This is a genomic window from Streptomyces sp. NPDC059957, from assembly GCF_042730015.1.
Lineage (GTDB): Bacteria > Actinomycetota > Actinomycetes > Streptomycetales > Streptomycetaceae > Streptomyces.
In genome coordinates this window covers 89,296-107,718 of the sequence record NZ_JBHWMB010000011.1, presented here as the reverse complement: position 1 = coordinate 107,718, position 18,423 = coordinate 89,296, and the positions used below count along the sequence as shown (strand labels likewise).

The following is an 18,423-nucleotide window of genomic DNA, read 5'->3' as shown; positions in this document are numbered from 1 at the left end:
TGTGGAATTTGGGTTTTGGATCTTGGGTTTTGGACTCCCTGTTCCCCGGGCCGGGAAAGAGGGGAGGGGAGAAAGGGGGGGGGGCGTCTTTTTCGACGCCCCCCCCCGCTGCGTACCATTCGCGCATTCGTTCGCCCCGCTACCTGGAGCCCCGTGAGCACCCAGCACCCGCACCACTGGCCCGTCCCGCCCCCGCAGGGGTACGCGTACGGGCCGCCCCCGCTCAACGGCTTCGCGCTCGCCTCCCTGCTCGTCGGGCTACTCTGCTTCCCGCCGCTGGGCATCGTTCTCGCGATCGTGGCCCTCGTACAGACGAAGAAGACGGGCGAGCGGGGCGCGGCGCTCGCCGTCTGGGGGCTGGTGGTCTCGCTGGTGATGAGCCTCGCCGCCGTCCTCGCGGTCCCCGTGGCCGTACGGGCCGTGGACGCGCTGGACGAACGGAGCCGCTCCCGGGGCGGGGCGGGGGCCTACGGGTCCGTGGAGGGCGCCCTCGTGGACGCGTCCGAACTGCGCGTCGGGCACTGCTTCAACGTCCCGGACGGGGGCCTGCTGGCCGAGGAAGCCCCCATCTACCGGATCGACTGCGCCGAGGTCCACGACGCGGAGGTCACCTCCGCGAACTCGATGACCGCGAAGCGGTTCCCGGGCGTGGAGGAGGTGCGGGACACCGCGGTGCGGGAGTGCTGGAGCGCGCAGGACGCGTACGCGATGGACACGTGGGCCCTGCCCCCGTCCGCGGGGATGTACTACTTCGCGCCCTCGCCCGGGAGCTGGCGCGACGGGGACCGGCGGATCGTGTGCGTGATCGGCACGGAGGGCGGGGAGCAGCGCGGCAGCCTGCGCAACGACGCCGGCATGCTCACGCCCGAGCAGGTGGGCTTCCTGCGGGTCATGCGGAGGGTGGACGACGCGCTGGCCGAGCAGCCGGACGAGGAAGTGGGCGACGACCTGCCCTCCCACCATGCCTGGGCGTGGGAGATGGACAAGGCGCTGGGCGCCGAGGCGCGGTTCCTGGACAAGGCGAAGGAGCGGCCCGAGCTGGCCGGTCCGGCCGGGGTGCAGCGCGAGCGGATCGACGTCGCACGGCTCGCGTGGCAGCAGGCGGCGCGGGCGAAGACCGAAGGGGCGTTCCTGGACGCGTGGGACCGGGCGGTCGCCGCGCTGCCGGTCGAGCTGGAGAAGGCGCTGCGCGGGGCGTACGGACTGTCGACGACGGTGCCCGAGTGGCTGGCCGGATCCGAGGGGAACAAGGGGGACGGGTCGGGTCCGCCGGGCACTTCGCCCGGTCCCGCGCGGAGCCCTTCCCGGGAGTCCGCGTAACGCGTGGGACGCGTGGGTTTGGGTGACCTGGCTTCATCACTTCGGGTGAAACTCTGGCCCTTGCTTGCGATGTACAACCGTCGGTTGCCAGGGTGTAGCTGTCTGTCAACCTGATGGGAGTGGCCTGTGACTTTCGGCGAGCAGCCGGCCTATCTGCGCGTCGCCGGGGATCTGCGACGGAAGATCGTCGATGGGTCCCTGCCTCCGCACGCCCGGCTCCCTTCACAGGCCCGGATCCGTGAGGAGTACGGGGTCTCCGACACGGTGGCCCTGGAGGCGCGCAAGGTCCTCATGGCGGAGGGCCTGGTCGAGGGCCGGTCCGGATCCGGCACGTACGTACGCGAACAACCGGTCCCGCGGCGCGTCGCCCGCTCCGGCTACCGCACCGGCGGGGTCTCGACCCCCTTCCGGCAGGAACAGGCGGAAGCGGGCGCGCGCGGCACCTGGGACTCCAGCAGTGAACAGGCCGCCGCCCCGGCGGACATCGCGAAACGGCTCGGCATCGAACCGGGCGAGCGGGTCATGCGGACGCGGTACGTCTACCGCGACGCGGGCGAGGCGATGATGCTGTCCACCTCCTGGGAGCCGCTGACGGTGACCGGGCGGACGCCGGTGATGCTGCCCGAGGAGGGCCCGCTGGGCGGGTCCGGGGTGGTGGACCGGATGGCCGCGATCGACGTCGTCGTGGACAACGTGGTCGAGGAGGTGGGCGCGCGGCCGGGCCTGGCGGAGGAGAGCATGCAGCTCGGCGGGGTGCCGGGGCACGTGGTCCTGGTGATCGGGCGCACGTACTTCGCGTCCGGCCGCGCCGTGGAAACCGCCGACGTCATCGTCCCGGCCGACCGCTACCGCTTGGCGTACCACCTGCCGGTGAGGTGACTACTGGCTGAGCCCGTTCGGGGGCGGTGCACCGGAACGCGGACAGGGGGTCACTCGGGCTGTAACCCCGCTGTGAAAGGGAGTGGCCGGCGGAACCGCCCCCGCAGGGGCTACGTGAAGTAGAGACGATGAATTGGTGCTGGCGTGAAGATCGTCGTGCAAGTGAAGCTCATGCCGACGCCCGAGGTTGCGTCGGCACTTGAGTGCACCTTGCGCACGGTTAACGAGTCGGCCAACTGGCTGTCCGGCCACGCGCACGAGCGGGGCGAGACCTCGCGCAAGGCGTTGCAAGGCTTCGCCTACCGAAACCTGAAAGGCCGGGGCCTGTCGGCTCAGCCCGCGCTGCACGTACTGCGGAAGGTCGCAGACGCCTACACCACCCTGCGCGCCAACATCCGTGCCGGGAACCTCGGTAGGCCGGGCTCCAAGCGGCGGACCAAGGCCGAGGCGAAGCCGATCGCCTTCCGACCGGACGCGGCACAGCCGTACGACGACCGTTGCCTGTCCTGGCAGGTGGACGAGCGGACCGTCAGCATCTGGACGATCGCCGGGCGCCTGCGCGGGGTGCGCTTTGTCTGCTCCGGGCAGGCCGGCAAGCTCCTCGCTGAGCACCGCAAGGGCGAAAGCGATCTGGTCCACCGCGACGGCATCTGGTTCCTCATCGCCACGTGCGAGGTGCCCGAGGCCGAGCTGATCGAGCCGACCGATTTCCTCGGCGTGGATCTGGGCATCGTGAACATCGCCACCACTTCGGACGGGAAGATCTATGCCGGACGCAGGCTGAACCACTACCGCAAGCGTCAGCTTGCCCTGCGGGCCAAGCTCCAGAAGAAGGGCACCAAGTCGGCTAAGCGCGTACTGAGGCGGCAGCGCCGCAAGGAGCAGCGCAAGGCGACCGAGGCCAACCACATCATCTCGAAGCGCATCGTGACCGAGGCTGAACGCACCGGGCGCGGAATCGGCATGGAAGACCTTGCCGGTGTCCGCCAGCGGGTACGGCTGAGAAAGCCCCAACGGGTCGCGCTGCACTCCTGGGCCTTCGCCCAGCTCGGACAGTTCGTGGAGTACAAGGCGCGGCGCGCCGGTGTCCCCGTCCTCTTCGTCGACCCCGCCTACACCTCACGTATGTGCGCGGAGTGCGGGCACACGGACAAGCTGAACCGTGTCTCTCAGGGACGGTTCGCGTGCCGGTCGTGCGGATTCGTTGATCACGCCGACCGCAATGCCTCCCGCAACATCCGTGCTCGTGCACGGCGGTTGTGGCGAAGCGGGGCGGAGTCACACGCCCCCGCACCCGCTTAGGGTGCTGGACGGAGGGGACCTCCCAGCAGCCAGTTGGGCTCTACCTCCAAGCCCGGCCCTTCGGAGCCTGGTAGTTGACGCGGGCCTACCTCTACGCGGTCAATCCGGCCGGTTTCGGCGCGATGGTGATCGCTTCCACTGTCTCGATCCTCGCCTTCTTCGGCCTTTTCGGGACGTACGCGGAGGCCTTCTCCACCTTCATCGCGGCCGGACTCGCGCTCGTCCTCTGCCCGTTGATCGCCTGGGCGACGAAGGGGAAGTACTACCTGGCCAGGCCGAACACGGTCAACGGCCCGGACGTGCCCGTCGATGACACCGCCACGCACCTCTGCGCCGTCTGCGAGTCCGCGTACGAGCTCCCGGACATCGCCGACTGCCCCGTCCAGTCCGGCCCGATCTGCTCGCTCTGTTGTTCCCTCGACGCGACCTGCGGGGACGTCTGCAGGAAGGAGAACGCCGGCGGCGCCGTGATCCTGCCGCTGCCGACCGTGCGCCGGGTCTGAACCGGCGCGCACGGCCCACTCGTACGCATGGCCGGATGCGTACGCCTGCGAGGTACCTCTTCGTGAAAAACCGTATCCGCTGAGTAAAGGTCGGGCGTAGGCTCGGGCATATGCGCAATGCGGTTTCCCGGGCAGGTACGTCGGCGGAGGGTGAAACGCGATGAACGACAGCGGTGCCCTGCTCCCGTGGCTGGTCATACGTGAGGACGACAACGGCAACCGCTACCGGGTGGGCCGGTACTCCACCCGGGCCGAGGCCCAGAAGGTCGCCGACAGCCTCGAAAGCAGAGGGCACAAGCAGCTCTACTGGATCGAGCGGCTCGGTCAGGTCGGTCAGGACAGCACCGCCGGCAGGACCGGCACGAGGAACTGAGCAGTGCGGCGCACCCGTCGCCGCTGCCATAGGCTCCGCCCATGACGGTACGAGTGGTCGTGGGCGGAGCCCTTTGTCATGAGGGGCGCCTGCTGGCCGCCCGCCGGAGCGCGCCCCCGGAGCTCGCCGGCCGCTGGGAGCTCCCGGGCGGCAAGGCCGAGCCGGGCGAATCCGTACCCGAGGCGCTCGTGCGGGAGCTGCGCGAGGAACTCGGCGTCGAGACCGAGGCGCTGGAGCGGATCCCGGGGGAGTGGCCGCTGAAGCCCGGGCTCGTCCTGCACGTGTGGACGGCCCGGCTGCTCTCGGGCGATCCGCTCCCGCTGGAGGACCACGACGAGCTGCGCTGGCTCGGGCCCGGGGAGCTGGACTCGGTGGACTGGCTCGACCAGGACCGCCCGGCCGTCGCCGAGGCGGGCCGCCGGCTGAGCGCCGCCGACGGCGTCCACGGCGTCCATGGCGTCCACGGCGTTCCCGGGGGCGCGTGACGCGCACGCGCTAGGCCGTCTGCGCCACAGTGCGCCGGTCCGTGGGGGACCGAGTGGTACGACGCCCCGAATATCGGGTATGTCGCTATTAATCCCCATCTCGTACTCGTGCGCGAGGTTCCGTTCTCCCTGTCGGACCGGACTGGGGTCGCCAGCCGGCCCGGGAAGTGATCGGCGTGATCGACACAGATGGTGAATGCGCCGAATGGGCCTTTCCCGCCGAACCGGGTGCCGTCCGCACCGCCCGCCACGCGGTGCGCGGCACCCTTCGCGACTGGGGCCTCGACTCCGTCGGAGACGTCACCGTCCTGCTGGTCAGCGAGCTGGTCACCAACTCCCTGCGGTACGCGTCGGGCCCCATCGGAGTCCGTCTCGTACGGCGCAATCCAGCCGTCCGGGACGCTCCCTCAGGTCCGGCGCTTCTCGTGGAGGTTTCGGATCCGCTTCCGGATCCACCCCGCGAACGTGTCGCCGCACCCGACGACGAGGGGGGCCGCGGACTCCACCTCGTGGCGGTCTCCGCACAGCGCTGGGGGACCCGCCACGGGAAGTCGGGCAAGACCGTGTGGTTCGAATTGGCTCTTCCTGGTGAGTAACAAGGTGAGGGGCAGTCGGCGATCACAGAGCTTGGCTGGAAAACAACGGGATCTTTTTGTGATCGCGAAGGCCGTGTCGTAGAGCGCCGTGGTGCTGAATACTTCGGTCATGGCCGGTCCGGTTGCGGTGAGCTGGAGGGGACGGTCGCGTGAGCGAGATACCTGCACAGGCACATCAGGCCCGTGTGCCCGGGGAAGCGTCTGGGGAGACCTGGCGCGACTCCCTGTGGCACAGCAGCCCGCCTGGCTCGATATATGACTACATAAAGGTCGCTTCCTTCTCGATCGGGCCCGACGGGCTGATCGACCAGTGGAGTCTGCGCGCCGAAGAACTCTTCGGGCTGACCGCGGCCGAGGCCGTCGGCCGTGACCCCGTCGACGCCTTCATGCCCCCGGAGCTGCGCGCCGGCGCACACCGCAGGGTGGCCGAGATTCTCGACGGCAAGGAATGGACCGGCCTGATCCCCTTCCGGATCCCCGGCGGCGACGGTGCGCATGGGGTGGCCGAGATCTATGTGATGCCGACCCAGACCGAAACCGCCGAGCGGGCCGCGCTCTGCGTCGTGGTCGACGTACGCGCGCTGCGCCGGATCGAATCCGATCTGGCCGCCTCGCAGGCGATATTCGGTCAATCTCCCTTCGGATTCCTGCTCTTCGGCACGGACCTCACCGTGCAGCGGGCCAACCGCCGCTTCGCGACCGTCTTCGGCGGCGCCGCCGAGGAGCACCGCGGCCGCACCGTCCACGACTACCTCCCCGCGCACGAGGCCGACCGGATGGCCGAGGCGCTGCGCAGGGTCCTGGAAACCGGCGACTCGGTCAACGACCTCCAGATCACCGGCGCCGCCCCCGGCAGCCGGGACAACCGCCACTGGTCCATCAACCTCTACCGGGTCCACGGCGGCACCGGCCGCCCCATCGGGGTCGCCGGCATCGGCATCGACGTGACCCGCCGCCACCTCGCCGCCCGCGAGGCCGCCGGGGTCCGGCGCAACCTGGCCCTGCTGAACGAGGCCGGACACCGCATCGGCAACTCCCTCGACCTGGAGACCACCGCCCGCGAACTCCTCGACGTCACCGTCCCCGGCTTCTGCGACCTGGCCGCCGTCGACCTCTACCAGGGACTGCTGCTCGGCGACGACGACCGCCCCGCCCGCCCGCAGGGCCCCGGCGTGCCCAGCCTGCCCGGCCAGGGCCCGGGCCGGGCGCCCTCGGCGCCGCTGCGGCGCGTGGCCTTCTCCTCGGCCGTGTCCGACGCCCCGCTGTCCGGTCCGGGCGCGCTGGTCTCCGTAGGGGAGGTCCACCGCTATCCGCCCGGATCGCCGGGGGCGTTCGCCCTGCGCACGGCGCGGCCGCGGCTGGTGGAGGGCGGCGGACCCGAGTCCGGGGACCTCGTACAGTCCACGCTCGTGGTCCCGCTGGTCGCCCACGACACGGTGGTCGGGCTCGCGCAGTTCTCCCGCACCAAGGGCAGCGAGCCCTTCGGCGAACGCGACCGGGCGGTCGCGGTGGAGCTCGCCGCGCGGGCCGCCGTCTGCATCGACAACGCACGGCTCTACCGGCGCGAACACGAGCGCGCGCTGATACTCCAGCGCAGCCTGCTGCCCCCCGGCGACCCGGAGGCCGCCGGACTCGACATCGCCTGCCGCTACCTGCCCGGCAACGCCGCCACCGAGGTCGGCGGCGACTGGTTCGACGTCATCGAGCTGCCCGGGCACCGCACGGCGCTGGTCGTCGGCGACGTCATGGGCCGCGGACTGCGGGCCGCCGTGGCCATGGGCGAACTGCGCACCGCCGTACGGACCCTCGCGCTGCTGGACCTGGAACCGGCCGAGGTGCTGACCGCACTGGACGAGATCGCCCGGGGCCTCGGCGCACCCGGCGGCTCCCAGCAGGCCTCCCGGGCCGCACTGCACTCCCGGGACGCCGACCGCTCCGAGGTGTACCTCGCGACGTGCGTCTACGCGGTCTACGACCCGGTCACCCGGCGCTGCACCATCGCCAACGCCGGCCACATGCCGCCGGTCCTGGTGGAACCGGTGGAGGAGGGCGGCACGCCCCGCCCCGGACTGCTCCTGGAAATACCGACCGGGATGCCGCTGGGCGTCGGCGGGGAGCCCTTCGAGGAGGTCGAGGTCGAACTCCCCGAGGGAGCACTGCTCGCGCTCTACACCGACGGCCTCGTAGAATCCCGGACCCACCCGCTGGAGGAGGGTCTACGGGGCCTGCGGGACGCGCTGGCCGACCCCGCGCGCCCCCTGGAAGAGGTCTGCGACCACGTCCTGAACACCCTGGACACCCGGCACGGCGAGGACGACATCGCGCTGCTGATGGCCAGGGTCCAGGGCCTCCCGGTGGACGCGGTCGGCGACTGGCAGCTGCCGCGCGAGGCGCGCTCGGTGGGCCGGGCCCGTGAGCTGGCCCGGGCGAAGCTGCCCGCGTGGGGCCTGGAGGGGCTGCTCGACACCACCGAACTGCTGGTGAGCGAGCTCGTCACGAACGCCCTGCGCTACGGCGAGGGCGAGATCCGGCTGCGCCTCCTACTGGACCGGACCCTGGTCTGCGAGGTCTGGGACGCCAACCTGGTCCAGCCCCGCCGCCGCAGGGCACGGGACACCGACGAGGGCGGCCGCGGCCTCCAGCTGGTCGGCCTGCTCTCCGCGGGCTGGGGCACCCGCCGCACCCACCGGGGCAAGACCGTCTGGTTCGAACTCCCGCTCCCGGGCGCGGTGGCGGAGTCGGTGGCGGAACTGTCGGCGGAGCAGCTGCTGGGCATGTACGGGTGAGCACGGCCGGGTGAGCACGGCCGGGTGAGCGCGCCCGGGTGAGCACGGCCGGGTAGTGCGCCCCCGGGCCGGCCGCGGCCAGGCCCGGGGAGGTGCGGCGGAAGGCTCTAGTAGGGCTTGCTCAGGCTGCCGGACTTCAGTGCGGCCAGGCGGGCCTCGATCTCCGAGGTCTTGCCGAGGTCGTCCAGGGACTCGAACTGGGCGTCCAGGGAGGAGGCGGCCAGCTCCTGCTTGCCCAGGGCCATGGCCTCCTCGCGGCGGACCTTCTCCTCGAAACGGGTGATGTCGCTGGTCGGGTCCATCACGTCGATGTTCTTGACCGCGTCCAGCATCGTGTTCTGCGCCTGCGCGGTCTTGGCCCGCGACACCAGCTCGTCCCGTTTGGCCTGGAGCTCCGTCAGCTTGATCTTCATCGAGTCCAGGCCCGACTTCAGCTTGTCGACCACCTCGGTCTGGGCGGCGATCGTCGGCGCGGCCGTCTTCGCCTCCTTCTCCGACTGCATCTGGCGGCCCAGGGCGACCTTCGCGAGGTTGTCGAACTTGTCGGCGTCGGCGGCAGACCCGGACGTTCGCAGCTCGTCGGCCTTCTTGCTCGCCGCGAGGGCCTTGCCGCCCCACTCCGCGGCCGCGTCCACGTCCTCCTTGTAGTCCGCCTCCAGCATCCGCAGGTTGCCGATGGTGGTGGCGACGGCCTGCTCCGCCTCGGAGATGTTGTTCGTGTAGTCGCGGATCAGCTGGTCCAGCATCTTCTGCGGATCCTCCGCCTGGTCCAGCAGGGAGTTGATGTTGGCCTTCGCGAGCTGGGTGACGCGGCCGAGGATGCTCTGCTTGCTCATGTGCGGTGTCTCCTTGGGACGGGGGGGAGCGGGGAACGGGAGGGACGGGGTAACGGGGGAACGGGGGGTGAGGGGGTCCCCGCGAAGGAAGGGGGTGCCTGCCGGGGCCCCCGGGAAGCGGTCGGTGCGTGCGTCAGAAGCGGCCGCCGCCGCCCATCCGGCCGCGGGTGCCCCCGCCGCCGAAGGAGCCGGGGCCGCGTCCGCCGCCCCCGCCGAAGCCGCCGCCGAAGCCGCCTCCGCCCCCGCCGCCGAAGCCGCCTCCGCCCCCGCCGCCGAAGCCGCCTCCGCCGCGTCCGCCGCCCAGGATCTCGCCGAGGATGATCCCGCCGAGCACCGCGCCGCCCATGCCGCCGCCCTGCTGCCGGCCGCCACCGCCGTACGGGTTCTGGTAGCCCCGTACGTCCTGTTCGGCCAACTGCTGCGCCTGGCGCGCGAGCGAATCCGCCTGCTGGGCCTCGGCGAGCGCGCCCGCCGGGTCCGAGCCCGCCAGGGACGTGGACCGCTCCAGGTGGCGCTGGGCCTCCGCCAGCCGGGTGCGGGCCTGGCTGCCGATGGCGCCCCGGCTGGTGGTGATGTAGTCCGTGGCCGCGCCGATCGCGCTGCGGGCCGTCAGCAGGGCCTGGTCGAGCAGGGCCGCGGCCCGCTGCCGGCCCGACTCCCGCTCGCGGGCCCCGGCCAGCGCCTCGTCGAGGGCCGCGTCGGCCTCCTCGACGCGGCGCAGCGCGTCCATCGGGTCGTACCGGCCGGCGGCCTGCTCCTGGCGTACGTCGGCCAGTACGGCCTCAGCCCGGCTGATCCGGCCGCGCAGATCGGCGGTCGAGCCCTCGGTGGTGCCGCTCAGCAGCCCGCGCGCGTCGGCGAGGTCGGTGTCCGTCTCGTTGAGCGCGCCGGGCAGCTTCCCGGCGGCCTCCGCCAGTTCCTGCGCGCGCCGCTCCACCGCGTCGACCAGGGTCGCCGCCTGGTCCACGGCGCCCTCGGCCGCCCGGACGTGCACGGCGGCCTTGCCGTTGTCCCCGGCGCCGATCGCTGCGCGTGCCTCGCCGAGGCTGGTCGTCGCGAACAGCAGCCGGTCCTTGGCCTGTTCGGGGTTGGAGACCACCGGCGCCGCCGCGGAGTCCGCGTACTGGCGGCCGAGCGCCGTGAGGGTGGCCTCCGCCGTGGTCGTACGGCCCGTCAGGGCGCGGAAGTGGGCCTCCACGGTCTCCAGTGCCTGCGGGGCGTTCTTCTCCAGGTCCCGCAGCCGGTCGAAGTCCGCCGACTCGGCGTCGAGCCGCCGGCTCGCCTCCGTACAGCGGGCCACGATCTCGTCGAGCATCCTGCGGCGGGTGGCGTCGTCCTCCGGGTACGCGTCGTCGAGCTGCTGGCGCAGCCGGAACGCGGCCGTCAGCTCGCTCTTCCCGAACTCCACCGCCTGCGTGAAGGCCGCCACCGCCTCCTCGCCGAACTGGGCTGTGGCGAAACCGAGTTCCTCGGTGCTGGTACGGATCGCGTCGTCCGTCTCCACCAGCAGGGCCTTGGCCTTGGCGTCCAGCTCCGGCAGGCTGGTCGGGGCGGGTCCCTGCCCCGACCAGCCGGTGGTCTTCGAGCCGCCGCTGCCGCCGCCCGCCTGCCTACGCTTGCGGCGGGTGTACGCGTACGCCCCGAGGGCGCCGGCCGCACCGACCGCGACCACCGGGAGGACGAAGTCCCCGGCGCCGCTCTCGCCGCCGCTCGCCGCGGCGCCTCCGGGGTCGGCCTCACCGGGGACGATGGCCGGCACCGGTACGGGCAGTCCGCCCAGGACGGCGTCGTAGCCGTTGGCGGCGCCGATCGCGGCTCCCGCCCAGTCGTTCTGCTTGAGGGCCGGCTCGATGGCGGTCTGCGCGACCGCCGCGAGCTGCTGCTCGGTGAAACCGGAGTCGACATCGGCCGAATAGGCGTACTGCCGGGCCCCGGTGGCGATGGCCAGCAGGACGTCGTTCTGGCCGAGGCCGTTCTTCTGGGCGGTGGCGTCGGCCCAGCTCTGCGCCGACCGGCCGGAGAAGTCGCGCACGTACGTGACGAACAGCTGGACCTTCCGGTCGGCGTACAGCTTGTCCAGCGCGGCGGTGACCTCGGGCCCCCGGTCGCCCAGCGCACCCACCCGGTCGGTGATCTGCCCCTGCTGGGACAGGGTGACCGGGTCGTCGGCCCGGGCGTCCGGGGCGGTGGCCGTCGCCCAGCCGGTGAGCGCGAGCAGCGCGGCGGCGAGGGCGAGGCCGGTCCGGACGGGTATCGCGGCGGAGGTGCGTCCCTGACGTCTCTTCGTCCTGCTTCTCGGCGGAGTCACATTTGGGAGAGTATGGGCGGTTTCCCGCCCCCGCATCCGGAGACCTACGGGTGCGGGGGCGGGAAACCGGGCGGGGAGCGGGGGCGGCTACGGCAGGCCGTACGCCGCGAGTTCCGGGCGGGAGAGGACCAGGTGGTCGCCGATCAGCAGGGCGTCGGCCGTGGCCAGCGGCGGGTGGTCCCAGTGCCGGCGCGGTCTGCCCGAGAAGGGGTCCAGGACCGCCACGTACGGATCCGACGAGCGGCCGAGGAGCCCGCGCCGCCCGCCCTGGGGGACCTTGACGTACAGGCCGCCGGGCCGCAGACCCAGCAGTTCGAGCCCGCACCCCGCCCCGCCGCACCGGGCCGCCTGGCGCTGCCAGCGCAGCGCGCCCGTCGCCGCGTCGAGCGCGAGGACTGCGTCCCAGCCGTCCCGGCCCTCCGCCGCGTGCGAGGCCGCGTACACCGTGCCGCCTTCCACGAGCAGGCCCTCCGTCAGGGCGCCCGGCGCGCAGCGCCACACCTCCCGGCCGGAGCCCTGGTCCAGGGCCAGCAGCGCGCCCTCGTCCAGCAGGTGGACCAGGCCGCTCCCGGCGAGCCGCGGATCGTGCAGCGTGCGCGCCGTGGGGCGGGACCGCTGGAAGGACCACACCGGGCGGCCGGTCGGCAGGTGCAGCGCCCGCAGCCGCTGATCGTCCGCGAGGACCAGGCAGTCGCCCACCGCGGCGGGAGAGCGCGTCGCCGGGTCGGGAACGGGGCGCTGCCACAGGATCTCGCCCGTCGCCGCCCGCAGCGCGGTCAGGTCCCCCGGTGCCCCGTGCACCAGCACCGGCCCGGCGCTGCGCAGCGGCCGCGGCCCGGGGAGGCCGGCGCCCGCGGTGCCGGGCGGCGGCTGCGTGCCGGGCAGGTCCCGCCACCAGCGCACCCGGCCGTCCCGCGGCTCGCGCGCCAGCAGCCGTACCCCCGGCGTGCCCTGCCGCCGCACCTCGACGTAGACCGTGCCGGCGTCCGCCGTGCAGGACACCAGTACCTGCCCGGCTCCGGGCAGGGGCGGCGCGCCCGCGCCCTCGTCGCCGCGGGCCGTCCAGCGGGTCGCGCCCACGTCGGCCCGTACGCAGCCCACCTCGGGCCCCGACCGCCACACCACATGGGCGCCGGCCGCGTACAGGGCGTCCGGCCGGGCGCCCGTGTGCCAGGCGCGGACCCCTGCCGGAGCCCTGCCCCCGCCGGCCTTCCTCGTGGCTGCCGGGCCGCTCAGCACCGCGGCCCCCGGCGGTGGCGGGCTCCCGGCGTCGGCGGCGGCCTCCGCCAGCCAGGGCGTCCCGCCCGCCGCCACGCACTCCCGGGCGATCCGGGCCAGCGCGCGCGCCCGCTCCGCCGCGTCCGGCAGGTTGCGGGCCCGGCCCGCACGCTCCCGCGCCGCCACGGGGTCCAGCGGCGGCCGAGCCTCCCGCTCGACGCGGGCCCGGGCCGAGGCCAGCGAGGCCAGGGCGTGGTCGGCCTTCTCGTCCTCGGCCTCCTGCGGGTGGCGGCGCAGCAGCCCGGCGGCCTGGTTCCGCAGCCGCTCCGCCTGTACGAGCTGCCCCCGCTCGGCGTGGTGCGCGGCCTCCTCGCGCAGCCAGGCCGCCCGCTCCTCCAGGAACCGGGGCAGCTCCTCCTCGGCCTGCGCCAGCGCCCGGGCCCCGCCCGCCGGGTCCCCGGCCCCGGCACGGTCACGCGCCACCTGGCACAGCGCCAGCAGCCGGCCCCCGGCGGAGCCGATCCGCTCGCTCAGGCGCAGGGCCGCCGCCAGGTCGTTCGGGGCGACGGCCAGCACCATGTCGTAGGTGGCGGCCCCGCGCAGCCCGGCGTCCCGGATCAGCGCGAGGCCCAGTTCGGCCTCGGCGGGATCGGCCGCCGCGACCGCCGTGGCGATGCGGGCGACGAGCCGCTTCTCGGCCGGGCCGTCCGCGAAGTGGTCCGCCGCGATCTGCGCGGCCCGCTCCGGCGCGACCCTGGCCAGCTCCTCCGCCACCGCGCGCAGCGGGCCCGACCGGTTGGAGCCGAACACGGTGAACAGCGCCTGGTGCGCGTCGGTCAGCAGTCGCCGGGCCCGCGCCGGGGCGTGGGCGGAGGTGTCCTTGGCCAGCCCGGTCAGCAACCGGGCCGACCGCGCGCCGTCGCCCCCGCCGCCCTCCCACGCCGCCGCCTCGGCCTCGGCCAGCAGCCGCCCGGCGAGCCCGCCGTCGAAGCGGGCCGCGGCATCGGCGGCGACGGCCAGCACCTCGATCCTCGCCTCGGCCCCGGCGGGCAGCGCGCGCAGCGACTCCTCCACCTCCAGCAGCAGGTCCCGTACGAAATCCCGTACGGCCGCGGGAACGGCCGAGGAGTCCGGTGCGGCGGCGGTCCCGGTGTGCGGCGCGGGCACGGCGACGGGCCCGAACACGCCCCCGGCGTCCGGCGCGGGCACGGGGCCGGGCTCGTACCCGCTCCCGGGAGCCCCGGAGCCCCCGGGCGGATCCGCCAGGGCCGTCGTACCCGCCGTACCGCCCGTACCCGCCGTACCGCCCGTACCCGCCGTACCGCCCGTACCCGCCGTACCCGCCGAGGCCGCAAGCCCCACGGACACCTCCGAGCCCACCGCGGACCCCACCCCCGCCCGCAGCAACGCCCGCAGCGCCTTCGCCACCCCGTCCGCCGACTCCGGCCGGTCCGCCGCGTCCTTGGCCAGCAGGTGCAGCACCATCCGCTCCAGCTCCGGCGGGACCGGGGCGCCGGCCACGCGCAGCGGGAGCGGCGGATCCTCGATGTGCCGGCGCATCAGGACGTACGGGCTCTCGGCCTCACCGAAGGGCGGCTCCCCGCTCAGCAGCGCGTACAGCACGCCCCCCAGCGCGTACAGATCGCACCGGGCGTCCACCCGCTCGCCCCGCCACTGCTCGGGGGCCATGTACGGCGGGCTGCCGAAGATCCGGCCGGTCACCGTCCAGCCGGCCGTGGCGTCGGAGGAGTGCGCGATGCCGAAGTCGCAGATCTTCAGCCGGCCCCCGGGCAGCAGGAAGAGATTGGCCGGCTTCAAGTCGCGGTGGATCACCTCGCGTTCGTGCGCGGCGGCCAGCGCCTCGGCGGTCTGCGCGGCGAGATCCAGTGCGACCGCCACCGGCATCCCGCCCGGAGCCCGGATCAGCGCCGTGCGCAGGTCCTCGCCCGCGAGCAGCTCCATCACGATGAAGAGTCGGCCGTCCTCCTGGCCCACGTCGTGCACCACGGTGATGCCGGGGTGCTGGAGCCGCGCCCCGATCGTGGCCTCGCGCCGGAAGCGGGCGACCAGCTCGTCGTTCGTGGCCGCCTCCAGCAGTACCTTCACCGCCACGGCCCGCTCCAGCGCCGTGTCCTGCGCCCGCCACACCTCGCCCATGCCGCCCTGGCCGAGCCGCTGTTCGAGGCGGTACCGGCCCGCCAGCTGATCCCCCACCCGCACCGCGAATGCCCCCTGACGTGACGTCAACAACGTTGCTCAGGGGGCATTCTGTCGTGCGAAGTGAACAGCTGGGGGCGGCTACGAGCCGGAACGGCGCCCGATCTTGTTCCCCAGCCACACCAGCGGGTCGTACTTGCGGTCCACGGCCCGCTCCTTCAGCGGGATCAGGGCGTTGTCGGTGATCTTGATCCCCTCGGGGCAGACCTCCGTGCAGCACTTGGTGATGTTGCAGAGACCGAGCCCGTGCTCCTCCTGCGCCGCGCGCTTGCGGTCCAGGCCCGCCTCGGCCGCCGCGTCCAGCGGGTGCATGTCCAGCTCCGCCACCCGCATCAGGAAGCGCGGACCGGCGAAGGCCCCCTTGTTCTCCTCGTGGTCGCGCACCACGTGACAGGTGTCCTGGCACAGGAAGCACTCGATGCACTTCCTGAACTCCTGCGAGCGCTCCACGTCGATCTGCTGCATCCGGTACTCGCCCGGCGCCACCCCGGCCGGCGGCACGAAGGCGGGCACCTCGCGCGCCTTCTGGTAGTTGAAGGACACGTCCGTCACCAGGTCGCGGACGATCGGGAAGGCCCGCAGCGGGGTCACGGTGATCGTCTCCTCGCGGGAGAAGGTCGACATGCGCGTCATGCACATCAGCCGAGGCCGCCCGTTGACCTCCGCGCTGCACGAACCGCACTTGCCCGCCTTGCAGTTCCACCGCACCGCGAGGTCGGAGGCCTGGGTGGCCTGGAGCCGGTGGACGATGTCCAGGATCACCTCTCCGTCGTGCACCTCCACGGTGAAGTCGCGCAGCTCACCACCCTCCGCGTCGCCCCGCCAGATCCGGAACGCGGCATCGTAGGTACTCACTCGTAGAGCTCCTCTTCGGCGAGGTACTTGACCAGCTCTTCCTTCTCGAAGAGCGCGAGCAGGTCGGATCGGATGGGATCGGTGCGCACCCGGGTCAGCTCGATCCGGTCCGCCGCCGGATCCGAGGGAGCGGGGTCCACGGGCCGGCACAGCAGGTTCACCGGCCGCCAGGACCGCTCCATCGCCGGGCAGTCCTCGCGGGTGTGCCCGCCCCGGCTCTCGGTGCGCTCGAGGGCCGCGCGGGCCACGCACTCGCTGACCAGCAGCATGTTGCGCAGGTCCAGGGCCAGGTGCCAGCCCGGGTTGAACTGCCGGTGCCCCTCGACCCCGGCCCGGGAGGCCCGTACCCGCAGGGCCGCCAGCTTCTCCAGCGCCTGGGCCATCTCGCCCTCGCGGCGGATGATCCCGACGAGGTCGTTCATGGCCGTCTGCAGCTCCTGGTGGAGGGTGTACGGGTTCTCCGCGCCCTCGGCGGCATGGAACGGGGCCAGCGCCTCCGCGGCCGCCGCGTCGATCTGCGCCTGGGACACCTCGGGCCGCCCGCCGACGGCCGGGGCGTCCCGCGCCGCGTACTCGGCGGCGTGCAGCCCGGCCCGCCGGCCGAAGACCAGCAGGTCGGACAGGGAGTTCCCGCCGAGCCGGTTCGAGCCGTGCATCCCGCCCGCGACCTCACCGGCGGCGAACAGGCCCGGCACCCCGAGGGTGGCGGCCGTATCGGACTCGACGGCGATGCCGCCCATCACGTAGTGGCAGGTCGGGCCGACCTCCATCGCCTCGGCGGTGATGTCCACGTCCGCCAGCTCCTTGAACTGGTGGTACATCGACGGGAGCCGCCGCTTGATCCTCTCGGCCGGCATCCGGGTGGACACGTCGAGGAACACCCCGCCGTGCGGGGATCCGCGCCCCGCCTTGACCTCGGAGTTGATGGCGCGGGCCACCTCGTCGCGGGGGAGCAGCTCGGGCGGGCGCCGGTTGTGGTCCGGGTCCTCGTACCAGCGGTCGCCCTCCTCCTCGGACTGCGCGTATTTCTCCTTGAACACGTCCGGGATGTAATCGAACATGAACCGCTTGCCCTCGCTGTTGCGCAGCACCCCGCCGTCGCCGCGCACCGACTCGGTGACGAGGATCCCCTTCACCGAGGGCGGCCAGACCATGCCGGTCGGGTGGAACTGCACGAACTCCATGTTCAGCAGCGGGGCCCCGGCGAGCAGCGCCAGCGCGTGGCCGTCGCCGGTGTACTCCCACGAGTTGGAGGTGGTCTTGAAGGACTTCCCGATCCCGCCCGTGGCCAGCACCACCGCCGGGGCTTCCAGGACGAAGAACCGCCCGGTCTCGCGCTCGTAGCAGAAGGTCCCGGAGACCCGCTCCCCGTCTTTCAGGATCCTCGTGACCGTGCACTCCTGGAAGACCTTGAGCCGGGCCTCGTAGTCCCCGTACTCCTTGAAGTCCTCCTGCTGGAGCTGGACGATCTTCTGCTGGAGGGTGCGGATCAGCTCCAGCCCGGTCCGGTCGCCGACGTGCGCGAGCCGGGGGTACTCGTGCCCGCCGAAGTTGCGCTGCGAGATCTTCCCGTCGGGCGTGCGGTCGAAGAGCGCGCCCCAGGTCTCCAGCTCCCAGACCCGGTCCGGGGCCTCCTTGGCGTGCAGCTCCGCCATCCGCCACTGGTTCAGGAACTTGCCGCCGCGCATGGTGTCGCGGAAGTGCACCTGCCAGTTGTCGCCCTCGTTGACGTTGCCCATGGAGGCGGCGATCCCGCCCTCCGCCATCACGGTGTGGGCCTTGCCGAAGAGGGATTTGCAGATCACGGCCGTACGGGCGCCCCGCTCGCGCGCCTCGATCGCGGCCCGCAGCCCGGCGCCGCCCGCGCCGACCACGACCACGTCCCACTGCTGCCGTTCCACTTGAGCCATCTCAGAAGATCCTCGGGTCGGAGAAAGCGCCGCTGGCCACCAGGTAGACGTAGAAGTCGCACGCGGCGACGCTGATCAGGGAGGCCCACGCCAGCTGCATGTGACGGGTGTTGAGGCGGCTGATCCAGCCCCACAGGCGGTAGCGGACCGGGTGTTTGGAGAAGTGCTTCAGGCGGCCGCCCATGATGTGCCGGCAGGAGTGGCAGGACAGCGTGTACGCCCAGATCAGCCCGATGTTGAGCAGGAACAGCACGGTTCCCAGACCCATGTGGCCCCACGCGTAGTGCTCGTCGCGGAAGGTCAGCACGGTGTCGTACGTGAGGATGCCCGCGACCGGGACCGCCGCGTAGAAGAAGTACCGGTGCATGTTCTGGAAGATCAGCGGGAAGCGGGTCTCCCCGCTGTACGAGGCGTGCGGCTCGGCGACCGCGCAAGCGGGCGGCGAGGCCCAGAAGCCCCGGTAGTAGGCCTTGCGGTAGTAGTAGCAGGTCAGCCGGAAGCCGAGCGGGAAGACCAGGATCAGCAGCGCGGGGGACAGGCCCCACCAGCTGCCGAAGAGGTCCAGGTTCGGGCCGCCGCGCATCTCCTGGCAGTTCTCCGCGAGGCACGGGGAGTAGAAGGGCGAGACGTACGGCGCCGCGTAGTAGTCGGCGTTGGCGAAGGCCCGCCAGCTCGAGTAGACGATGAAGGCGAGCAGCCCGGCCGCGGTGCCGGCGGGGGAGAGCCACCACCGGTCGGTGCGCAGGTGCCGGGCTGCGATCGCGGCCCGCGAGGCGTCGTGGACGCCGCCGGGCCGCTGTGCCGGTGGTTGGGTGCCTGTGGCCAAGAGGGACTC

13 protein-coding genes and 1 pseudogene are annotated in these 18,423 nt (G+C 72.9%); 8 read left to right on the top strand and 6 right to left on the bottom strand.

From position 1 onward, the window contains the following. The first annotated feature begins 153 nt into the window (after positions 1-153). From ACFWBW_RS10370 to ACFWBW_RS10335, 8 genes and pseudogenes are all read left to right on the top strand, one after another. A complete protein-coding gene (locus ACFWBW_RS10370) occupies positions 154-1,320 on the top strand; it encodes a DUF4190 domain-containing protein (RefSeq protein ID WP_385370290.1) in 1,167 nt (388 codons plus the stop codon). Between the two features lie 126 nt (positions 1,321-1,446). After that, positions 1,447-2,199, top strand: a complete 753-nt coding sequence (locus ACFWBW_RS10365; RefSeq protein WP_385370288.1) for a GntR family transcriptional regulator — start codon at positions 1,447-1,449, stop codon at positions 2,197-2,199. A 144-nt stretch (positions 2,200-2,343) separates the two neighbouring features. Further along, positions 2,344-3,501 (top strand): RNA-guided endonuclease InsQ/TnpB family protein, encoded by a 1,158-nt coding sequence (locus tag ACFWBW_RS10360; RefSeq protein WP_385370287.1) that lies wholly within the window; start codon positions 2,344-2,346, stop codon positions 3,499-3,501. 80 nt (positions 3,502-3,581) lie between these two features. Next, a pseudogene (locus ACFWBW_RS10355) lies at positions 3,582-4,004 on the top strand (hypothetical protein); the annotation flags it as partial. Positions 4,005-4,164: 160 nt separating this feature from the next. Continuing rightward, positions 4,165-4,377 (top strand): SPOR domain-containing protein, encoded by a 213-nt coding sequence (locus tag ACFWBW_RS10350; RefSeq protein ID WP_385370285.1) that lies wholly within the window; start codon positions 4,165-4,167, stop codon positions 4,375-4,377. 41 nt (positions 4,378-4,418) lie between these two features. Then, a complete protein-coding gene (locus tag ACFWBW_RS10345; RefSeq protein ID WP_385370283.1) occupies positions 4,419-4,862 on the top strand; it encodes a (deoxy)nucleoside triphosphate pyrophosphohydrolase in 444 nt (147 codons plus the stop codon). A 167-nt stretch (positions 4,863-5,029) separates the two neighbouring features. Further along, the gene (locus ACFWBW_RS10340; protein ID WP_385370281.1) at positions 5,030-5,458 is read left to right on the top strand and encodes an ATP-binding protein; all 429 of its coding nucleotides are present in this window, start codon (positions 5,030-5,032) and stop codon (positions 5,456-5,458) included. A 185-nt stretch (positions 5,459-5,643) separates the two neighbouring features. Next, a complete protein-coding gene (locus tag ACFWBW_RS10335; RefSeq protein WP_385370279.1) occupies positions 5,644-8,244 on the top strand; it encodes a SpoIIE family protein phosphatase in 2,601 nt (866 codons plus the stop codon). Between the two features lie 107 nt (positions 8,245-8,351). Here ACFWBW_RS10335 and ACFWBW_RS10330 read toward each other — a convergent pair whose 3' ends face one another. From ACFWBW_RS10330 to ACFWBW_RS10305, 6 genes are all read right to left on the bottom strand, one after another. After that, entirely contained in the window at positions 8,352-9,080 is a 729-nt protein-coding gene (locus ACFWBW_RS10330; protein ID WP_385370277.1) for a PspA/IM30 family protein, read from the bottom strand. Positions 9,081-9,213: 133 nt separating this feature from the next. Further along, positions 9,214-11,388, bottom strand: a complete 2,175-nt coding sequence (locus tag ACFWBW_RS10325) for a TPM domain-containing protein (protein ID WP_385370275.1) — start codon at positions 11,386-11,388, stop codon at positions 9,214-9,216. Positions 11,389-11,475: 87 nt separating this feature from the next. Beyond that, positions 11,476-14,820, bottom strand: a complete 3,345-nt coding sequence (locus ACFWBW_RS10320; protein WP_385370273.1) for a serine/threonine-protein kinase — start codon at positions 14,818-14,820, stop codon at positions 11,476-11,478. Between the two features lie 84 nt (positions 14,821-14,904). Next, complete coding sequence (locus tag ACFWBW_RS10315) at positions 14,905-15,678, bottom strand: succinate dehydrogenase/fumarate reductase iron-sulfur subunit (protein ID WP_385370271.1); 774 nt, start codon at positions 15,676-15,678, stop codon at positions 14,905-14,907. Then, the gene (locus ACFWBW_RS10310; RefSeq protein ID WP_385370269.1) at positions 15,675-17,588 is read right to left on the bottom strand and encodes a fumarate reductase/succinate dehydrogenase flavoprotein subunit; all 1,914 of its coding nucleotides are present in this window, start codon (positions 17,586-17,588) and stop codon (positions 15,675-15,677) included. Before ACFWBW_RS10310 ends, ACFWBW_RS10315 begins: the two co-directional genes overlap by 4 nt. Before the next feature lies 1 nt (position 17,589). Next, positions 17,590-18,414, bottom strand: coding sequence for a hypothetical protein (locus ACFWBW_RS10305; protein WP_385370267.1), 825 nt, complete (start codon positions 18,412-18,414; stop codon positions 17,590-17,592). Positions 18,415-18,423 lie beyond the last annotated feature (9 nt).